At 71.5% G+C, this 8,867-nt stretch carries 7 protein-coding genes; 2 read left to right on the forward strand and 5 right to left on the reverse strand.

From position 1 onward, the window contains the following. Positions 1 to 49: 49 nt before the first annotated feature. Positions 50 to 505, reverse strand: coding sequence for an Lrp/AsnC family transcriptional regulator (locus EEJ42_RS05030; RefSeq protein WP_009713600.1), 456 nt, complete (start codon positions 503 to 505; stop codon positions 50 to 52). A 10-nt stretch (positions 506 to 515) separates the two neighbouring features. After that, on the reverse strand, positions 516 to 1,988 hold the full coding sequence (locus tag EEJ42_RS05035) for an amino acid permease (protein ID WP_123098790.1): 1,473 nt from the start codon (positions 1,986 to 1,988) through the stop codon (positions 516 to 518). Between the two features lie 312 nt (positions 1,989 to 2,300). Between EEJ42_RS05035 and EEJ42_RS05040 the strand changes: the two genes are divergently transcribed. Continuing rightward, the gene (locus tag EEJ42_RS05040; protein ID WP_123098794.1) at positions 2,301 to 2,546 is read left to right on the forward strand and encodes a hypothetical protein; all 246 of its coding nucleotides are present in this window, start codon (positions 2,301 to 2,303) and stop codon (positions 2,544 to 2,546) included. Next, positions 2,543 to 3,343 (forward strand): DUF2637 domain-containing protein, encoded by an 801-nt coding sequence (locus EEJ42_RS05045; RefSeq protein WP_123098791.1) that lies wholly within the window; start codon positions 2,543 to 2,545, stop codon positions 3,341 to 3,343. Before EEJ42_RS05040 ends, EEJ42_RS05045 begins: the two co-directional genes overlap by 4 nt. Positions 3,344 to 3,433: 90 nt before the next feature. Here EEJ42_RS05045 and EEJ42_RS05050 read toward each other — a convergent pair whose 3' ends face one another. From EEJ42_RS05050 to EEJ42_RS05060, 3 genes are all read right to left on the reverse strand, one after another. Continuing rightward, positions 3,434 to 4,897 (reverse strand): GuaB1 family IMP dehydrogenase-related protein, encoded by a 1,464-nt coding sequence (locus tag EEJ42_RS05050; RefSeq protein WP_123098792.1) that lies wholly within the window; start codon positions 4,895 to 4,897, stop codon positions 3,434 to 3,436. A gap of 226 nt (positions 4,898 to 5,123) precedes the next feature. Beyond that, positions 5,124 to 5,390: an acyl carrier protein gene (locus tag EEJ42_RS05055; RefSeq protein WP_184502941.1), complete on the reverse strand. Its 267-nt coding sequence runs from the start codon at positions 5,388 to 5,390 to the stop codon at positions 5,124 to 5,126. Positions 5,391 to 5,489: 99 nt separating this feature from the next. Beyond that, complete coding sequence (locus EEJ42_RS05060) at positions 5,490 to 8,864, reverse strand: SDR family NAD(P)-dependent oxidoreductase (RefSeq protein ID WP_342778244.1); 3,375 nt, start codon at positions 8,862 to 8,864, stop codon at positions 5,490 to 5,492. Positions 8,865 to 8,867 lie beyond the last annotated feature (3 nt).

Genomic DNA, 8,867 nt, shown 5'->3' on the forward strand with positions numbered 1-8,867 from the left:
AGCCGCTCCGGCCCCGGGGCACTGCGCGGGGGCGCCTACGTGGAGGCGGCTACGTGGGGGCGCCCGAGGTGTAGCGCCGCAGCAGCGGCGACAGCACCAGCACCGACTTGGTGCGCTCCACGAACGGCTCGCCCGCTATCCGCTCCAGCACCCGCTCGAAGTGGCGCATGTCGGCGGCGAAGACCTGGACGACGGCGTCCGCGTCGCCGGTGACGGTCGACGCGGACGCCACCTCCGGGTAGCGCGACAGGCCGCGGCGGATGTCGTCGGGCGAGGTGTTGTGGCGGCAGTACAGCTCGACGAACCCCTCGGTCTCCCAGCCCAGCGCCGCCGGGTCCACCCGTACGGTGAAGCCGGTGATGGCGCCGTCGGCCCGCAGCCGGTCCACCCGCCGCTTGACGGCGGGGGCGGACAGGCCGACCAGTTCGCCGATGTCGGCGTAGGAGCGGCGGGCGTCTTCGGCGAGGGCGTGGACGATGCGTTCGTCGAGGTCGTTCAGTCGCACTGCGGGGGAGTCACTTCTCTGCTGTGGCCAGTCGGGATCGGCGCATGCCGTATGCGAAGTACAGCACAAGCCCGACGGCCATCCAGACACCGAAGACCACCCAGGTCACGAGTTCCAGACTGTTCATCATCCACAGGCACAGCCCGAAGCCGACGAGCGGGAAGAGCGGCGACAGCGGCACCCGGAAGGTCCGCGTCATATCGGGCCGGGTCCGGCGCAGCACGATCACGGCGATGTTGACCAGCGCGAACGCGAAGAGCGTGCCGATGCTGGTGGCGTCGGCGAGCTGGCCGAGCGGGATCGCGGCGGCGAGGACGCCGCAGAAGAGCGAGACGATGACGGTGTTGGCGCGCGGCACCCCGGTCTCGGCGTGCACCTTGGAGAAGACCGGGGGCACCAGCCCGTCGCGGGACATCGCGAACAGGATGCGGGTCTGGCCGTAGAGCACGGTCAGCACCACGGAGGCGATCGCGATGACCGCACCGGCCGCCAGCACCACGGCCCAGAAGCTCTGGCCGGTCACGTTCTCCATGATCCCGGCGAGCGCGGCCTCGGTGCCGGAGAACTTCTTCCACGGCAGGGCACCCACCGCGACCGCCGCGACCAGGCAGTACAGCGCGGTGACGATGACGAGCGAGAGCATGATCGCGCGGGGCAGGTCGCGCTGCGGGTTCTTCGCCTCCTCACCGGCCGTGGAGGCGGCGTCGAAGCCGATGTACGAGAAGAAGAGGGTGGCCCCGGCGGCGCTGACGCCCGCCATGCCCAGCGGCATGAACGGCGTGTAGTTCCCGGCTCGGATGCCGGTGAAGGCGACGGCGCAGAACAGGATCAGCGCGGCGATCTTCACCCCGACCATGATCGCGTTGGCCCGAGCGCTCTCCTTGGCGCCGCCCAGCAGGAAGGCCATGGACAGCAGCACCACGAGCAGCGCGGGCAGGTTGAAGATGCCGCCGTCGCCGGGCGGGGCGGCCAGCGCGTCGGGGATGGTGATGCCGAGCGTGCCGTCCAGCAGCTCGTTGAGGTACTGGCCCCAGCCGACGGCGACGGCCGCGACCGAGACGCCGTACTCCAGGATCAGGCACCAGCCGCACACCCAGGCGACCAGCTCGCCCATGGTCGCGTAGGCGTACGAGTACGAGGACCCGGAGACCGGGATGGTGCCCGCCAGCTCCGCGTACGAGAGCGCGGAGAACAGCGCGGTGAGCCCGGCTATGACGAAGGACACGATGACCGCGGGGCCCGCGTCCGGCACCGCCTCGCCGAGGACGACGAAGATGCCGGTGCCCAGCGTCGCGCCGATGCTGATCATGGTGAGCTGCCAGACGCCCATGGAGCGCCGCAGGCTCCCGCCCTCGCCCTGGCCGCCCTCGGCGACCAGCCGCTCCACCGGTTTGCGCCGCATCAGGCGGGCGCCGAGCCCGCCGGCCGGAGGCCCTGGCTCCGGTCGCTGGGCGGTGGGAGGGGCTGCGCCGTGCTCCAACACGTGGGTGGCTCCTTAATCGCTGCCATCGGCTTGGTGTCTGGTGGTGTACGACCGAACGCGGGCATAGGGATGCCCGGTGACAAATCCGCAGGTGGGAATCGCCAAGCAGTCGGCCTCCGCCACTCAGCGTCAGCGCAAGACCCTATGAGTCGTCCGGCCGTGGCCGTAATGCACCATCCTTGCGCATACCTGTCCGAACATTGCGCGCGGGGGCGCTCGCCAGGGAATCATTGCGACAGCCGTGCGCGCGCCACCCCCCGGTTCACCCGAATGCCGCGATACGGCACCAATTTGGCGGTCGTTGGTGGGGACGTGACGACTGACAGGCTGCAACCCCCTGACCACGCTCCGCTCACGACCGAACCCGTGTTCCGGGCCCGGGACCACGGGACGGAGGAGGAGCGGTTCCCGCACGATTACCCCCTCGAATACTGCTCGAGGGTCTGGGAGGACTTCCTCAGGACCCTGGGCAGGATCGAGGACGACTTCCTCCAGCGCTCCGGTACGAAGGGCTCCGGCACGGCGGAGCCGGGCGTCGAGGCGGGCGTCCAGGCATGACGTACACCGAGCCGAGGCCGGGCGGCTACGGGCCCCCTCCCACCGGCCATTACCCGCCGCCCATCCCCTCCGAGCGGTTCGACGTGGGCGTCGACTACGCGATGAATCCTTTCCCCCTGCCGGACCCGGATTCCCTGGAGGGCCGCTGGGACCTGGAAGGGGACCTGGCGCGGCTGCTCCAGAGCACCGGAGCCATCCCCACCGTCCCCCCTCCCGCTCCCCCGTCCGTCCCCACTGCCGCCCCCGTCGAGGATCCGGTGCACTCCACCGGTCCGATCCCCATCCGGTCCCCCTCCCCCACGCATGTGCGCGGGCGGGGCAAGCGCCGCCGGGTCCGCTTCCGGCTGCCGACGATGCCGTGGCTCCAGATGACGAGCCTGATCTTCGCGGCGATGACCACCGTGATCGTCGCCATGCTGAGCGTGCTGGGCGGGATGATCTCGTACCCCCCGCTGCGCTATCTGGCCTCCCCCAGCACCTCGGAGTCCATGGCGGCGTGGTGGCCCCTGCTGGTCTACGGCCCCTGGCTGGTCGCCTCGCTGTCCGTGCTGCGGGCCGCGCTGCACCGCCGCGGGGCGGCGCACTCGTGGGCGGTGGTCGTGCTCTTCTCCACGATCGCGGTGTTCCTGTGCGTCGCGCACGCCCCCAAGAACGCGCCCAGCATGGCCGTCGCCGGACTCCCCCCGGTCGCCGCGCTGGTCTCGTTCCACCAGCTGGTGCGCCAGATCACGCTCACCAGCCCGCCCCGGCACGCCCTGCCCCGGCGGGGCGGTGACCCACGAGGCGTCATCCGGTGACGTCATGCGCACACGACGGTGGCCCCCACTCACCCGAGCCGAGTGGGGGCCACCGTCGTGTGTGTGGTGCCCCTGAGGGGCACCGTCTCGTCACTCCCAACTGGCGTGCAGCGGCTTGCCCTCGGCGTAGCCCGCGGCGCTCTGCACGCCGACCACGGCGCGCTCGTGGAACTCCTCCAGCGAGCCCGCGCCCGCGTAGGTGCAGGAGCTGCGCACCCCGGCGATGATCGAGTCGATCAGGTCCTCGACGCCCGGCCGGGTCGGGTCCAGGAACATCCGGGAGGTCGAGATGCCCTCCTCGAACAGCGCCTTGCGGGCGCGCTCATAGGGCGACTCCTCGCTGGTGCGGTTGCGCACGGCGCGCGCGGACGCCATGCCGAAGCTCTCCTTGTACGGCCGCCCGTCGGCGGCGTGCTGGAGGTCGCCCGGGGACTCGTACGTACCGGCGAACCACGAGCCGACCATGACGTTGGACGCCCCGGCAGCCAGCGCCATCGCCACGTCGCGCGGGTGCCGGATGCCGCCGTCCGCCCAGACGTGCTTGCCCAACCTCCGCGCCTCCGCGGCGCATTCCAGCACCGCGGAGAACTGCGGGCGGCCCACGCCGGTCATCATGCGGGTGGTGCACATGGCGCCCGGTCCGACGCCGACCTTGACGATGTCGGCGCCCGCCTCGATGAGATCGCGCACGCCCTCCGCGGCGACCACGTTGCCCGCCACGATGGGCACCCGCGGGCCGAGCGCGCGGACCGCCTTGAGCGCGCCGACCATCGACTCCTGGTGGCCGTGCGCGGTGTCCACGACCAGGGTGTCCACCCCGGCGTCGAGCAGCGCCTTGGCGTGCCCCTCCACATCGCCGTTGACGCCCACGGCGGCAGCGATCCGCAGCCGTCCGTCCCCGTCCACGGCGGGCTGGTACAGCGTGGCGCGCAGCGCGCCCTTGCGGGTCAGGATTCCGGCCAGCTTGCCGTCGGCGTCGACGGCCGGGGCGAACTTGCGGTGCGCCGCGTCGAGGCGGCCGAAGGCGTCCTGGGGGTCGATGTCGGCGTCGAGCAGCAGCAGCTCCCGGGACATCACCTCGGACAGCTGCGTGAACCGGTCCACCCCGGTCAGGTCGGACTCGGTCACCACGCCCACCGGGCGGTCGTCCTGCACCACGACGCCCGCGCCGTGCGCCCGCTTGTGCAGCAGCGACAGGGCGTCGGCGACGGTGCCGGAGGGGGCGAGCACGATCGGGGTGTCGAGGACCAGGTGGCGGCTCTTGACCCAGCGGACGACATCGGCGACGACGTCGATCGGGATGTCCTGCGGAATGACGACGAGGCCGCCCCGCCGGGCGACCGTCTCGGCCATCCGGCGCCCCGCGATCGCGGTCATGTTGGCGACGACGAGCGGGATGGTGGTGCCGGTGCCGTCGGGTGAGGCCAGGTCGACGCCCTGGCGGGAGCCGACCGCGGAGCGGCTCGGCACCATGAACACATCGTCGTACGTCAGGTCGTAGGGAACCGGAGATGCTTTTACGTGGCGACCGGTGCCGGGCTCAAGGAAACGCATAGACCCACATTTTCAAACGAAGGGGCGCAGGTAACTCTTACGAAGAGACGGCAGAAGCCCCAATTATCCAATCGTCCATAATACAGGGCTCCTGTGTCGGCACGGACCTGCCTTACACCGAAACATTACCTGAGCACCATGTGCGGTCACCGGAACAGCGACCTGGGCGGCTGGGACCTTCGGGGTCCCAGCCGCCCGTGGCCGGGATACGCCTCCCGGGGATCCCTCAGACCGACTGTGCCGCGGTCTGCTTGTTCGCCACGAATTCAGTGATCTTCGCGATGGTGGCGAAGGCGGCAAGGTCGAGCTCGTCCACGTCGACTTCGATGTCGAAGGTGCGCTCGGTGAAATTCACGAGCTGGAGCGCGAACAGCGAATCCATCCGGCCGGACTGGAAGAGATCCTCGTCGGCCCCGGGTTCCGGGCCGTCTTCCGCGGCGGCCAGGAACTCGCGGACGAGACGCTCGATCTCGTCCGTGTTGTGTACGGTCATGCTCATACTCCTTAACGCTTTCACCACGGCCGAAGCGCCATGGAACGTGTGCTCCCGTGTGCGGAGTGGCCGTCGCCCTCTTCCGCGGGATTTCCCCGGTCAGTGCCGGGCGAGCCAGGCGTGCACCTCGGCAGCGACGGCCTCGGCGTACTCGGCGACGATGCTGCAGTGATCCCCCGGTACGGTCACCTCGTCGTGCGGGAGCGGCCAGTGCGCCCGCCAGTCCTCCGTCATCGGCGCAGCAGACGGGTCACCCGGGATGCACTCCTCCGGACGGACGAACAGGGTCGGGGCGTCCACCGGCTCCGGTTCCCAGCCGCGGAACATCTTGCGATACGTGCCGAGGGCCGTCAGCGTGGTGAAGTTCATCGTCGTGAACCTGAACCGCCGCTCGTTGACCTCGTACGTCATCGCCTGGCGCAGGCTCAGCGACATGCCGTCGGGCAGATAGGTGTCGAGCAGCACGACATTGCGGGCCGGCGAACCGTCCTTCTGGAGCCTGGCCGCCACCGAGTGCGCGAGCCAGCCGCTGGAGGAGTAGCCCAGCAGGACGAACGGCTTGCCGTCGGCGCACCGCAGCGTCGCCCGGGCCAGCGCGTCCACCAGCACCTCACGCGTCGCGGCGATGGGCTCGCCGGGCAGGAAACCCGGCACCGTGATCATCGACAGGTCGCGCCGGTCACGGAAGTACGTGGCCAGCCGGGCGAACTGCAGCGACTGCTCAACAGGGGCGAACGGCGGGAAGCAGATGATCGCCGGCCCTTCGTCGCCCCTGGCCAGCCGCACGGAGCCGGGTCCGCCGGACACCTCGTCGGCGTCGGTGAAGCGGGTGCGCAGCCCCGCCGCGCCACCCAGCAGCGCCTCCACCTCCGTCATCCTGCCGCCCAGCGCGACCTGACGGTAGATCGCCGCGAACGACTCCGCGGACTCCGACGGCGTCCGTTCGGCGGGCGGGTCGGCCGCCCGTGTCCCGTCGGTGAGCGCGGTGCGCAGAAACGCGCACACCGCGGCCACCGTCGGATGGTCGAAAACCAGCATCGTCGGCAGCGCCAGACCGGTGGCGACGTTGAGCTTGTTGCGCACCTCCACGGCCGACAGCGAGTCGAAGCCCAGCTCTACGAAGGGCTGTTCGACGTCGATGGCGGAGGCGTCGGCGTGGCCCAACACCTCGGCGACGGTGGCACTCACCAGCTCGGTCAACGCGGCCACCTGTTCGGGCTGGGACATCGCCGCCAGCCGACGGCGGATGTCGCCCCCGCCCGCCGGCGCCGCGACCGGATGGGCGGCGCGCAGCGCGCGGGCCTGCGGCAGGTCCTCGGTCAGCGGTCGCGGCCGGGCCGCGGTGTACCCGGTGAGGAACGTCTCCCAGTCCACGTCGGCCACGGTGATCCGGGTCTCGTCGCGGTCCAGCGCCTGTGCGAGGGCGACGAGGCAGTCCGTCGGCGCCATCGGCGCCAGACCCCGGCGGCGAAGCTGCTCCTCGCCCTCCGGGCCCAGGATGCCGGATTCCGCCCAGACGCCCCACGCCACGGAGGTCGCGACGAGGCCACGGGAGCGCCGGCGTTCGGCCAGCGCGTCCAGGTAGGAGTTGCCCGCCGCGTAGGAGGCGTAGTGGCCGCTCCCCCAGATCGCGGAGGCGGACGAGAACAGCACGAACGCGCCGAGGTCGTCGCCGCCGTCGAACAGCTCGTCCAGGACCTGCGCGCCCGCCGTCTTGGCGACGGAGACCGCACGGAACTCCTCCAGCGTCATCGCGTCCATCGGGGTGCTCTGACCGACGCCCGCCGCGTGGAAGACCGCGCGCACCGGCCCCTCCTGCGCGGCGATACCGGCGACCAGCTCCGCCATCTGGTCACGGTCCGTCACGTCGGCGGCCATCACGCGCACCCGCGCGCCCCGCGACTCCAGTTCCTCACGCAAGGCTTCGGCACCGGGCGCGTCCGGGCCCCGCCGGGAGACCAGCACCAGGGAGCACGGACCGAGCGAGGTCAGCCAGCGCGCGACGTGCCCGCCGATCGCCCCGGTCCCGCCGGTGATCAGCACCGTGCCGTCGGGCCGCCACGTCCGCTCGGGCTCCGGCGCCGCGGGGGCCGGCACGAGCCGGCGGCGCAGCACGCCGCCCGGTCGGACCGCGATCTGGTCCTCATCGTCGTCGGCCACCAGGACGCCGCCGAGCCGGCCGACGGTCCGCTCGTCGAGCGTGCCGGGCAGGTCGATCAGCCCGCCCCAGCGCTCGGGGTGTTCGAGGCCGGTGACCAGACCCACACCCCAGACCGCGGCGCCCACCGGGTCCGGTTGCTCGGTCTCCACGGTGGCCACGGCCTCGCGCGTCAGACACCACAGCCGCGCACCCACCCCGGCGTCGCCGAGGGCCTGGACCAGCACCAAGAGGTCCTCGGGGGCCTGGACGAGGCTGATGACGCCCGACAGCAGGGAGACGCCCTCGACCGCGTCGGCCAGCAGCTCGGACACCGCCTTCCGGTCGCGCTCCGCGCCCAGTTCGACGGTCACCACGTCGGCCGGCAGCCGGGTGACCGACCGCACCGTTGCCGGATCACCACCGCCGTGAGGAAGGACCACCAGCCAGGAGCCCGGCACCTGGACGACGGGGGCACGGTCGGTGGGTTTCCAGACCACGCGGTACCGCCATGAGTCCATCCGCTGCCGGTACGTGCGGTCCCGGTGCCACTTCGCCAGCGCCGGCAGCACCGGTTCCAGCTCTGCGGGCGCACCCAGCGCTCCCACCAGGTCGCTCATGTCCTCCTTCTCCACCGCGTCCCAGAAGGCCTGATCGTCCCCGGCGCCCCGGACCGCCTCCGCCGCGGGGGATGTGGTCAGCCAGTAGCTTTGGTGCTGGAAGGCATACGTCGGCAGCGGAACCGGACGCCCGGTGCCCAGCAGGGCGGCCCAGTCCGGGCTGATCCCGTGCACGTGGACGTATCCCAGCGCTTCGAGCACACTCCGGACCTCGGAGCGCGTGCGGTGGCAGCTCGCCGCGANCCCGTGCACGTGGACGTATCCCAGCGCTTCGAGCACACTCCGGACCTCGGAGCGCGTGCGGTGGCAGCTCGCCGCGACGCGGCGCGTCTCCACCAGCATCGGGGTCAGGACGGCGCCTGGCCCGATCTCGACCAGGACGTCGGCAACGGGAAGCCGAACGGCCGCATCATGGAAACGGACGGCCCGGCGGGCGTGGTCCACCCAGTACGCCGGGGTATGAACCGGGTGCACGGAATCAGCCGTCGGGACGATCACCGATGTCGGCTCACGGAAGCCGAGCCCCGCGAGGACCGTGCCGAACTCCTGAAGCATCGGCTCCATCAGCGGCGAATGGAAAGCATGGCTGACCCTCAGACGCGAGGTCCGCACACCCCGCTCACGCCACTGCTCCGCAAGCCGGCCGACCGCCTCCCCATCACCCGACACCACCACCGAATCAGGGCCGTTGACCGCAGCCACCGCCACGTTCCCCACCCC

Origin of the sequence: Streptomyces botrytidirepellens (assembly GCF_003721215.1) — a bacterium.
Lineage (GTDB): Bacteria > Actinomycetota > Actinomycetes > Streptomycetales > Streptomycetaceae > Streptomyces > Streptomyces himastatinicus.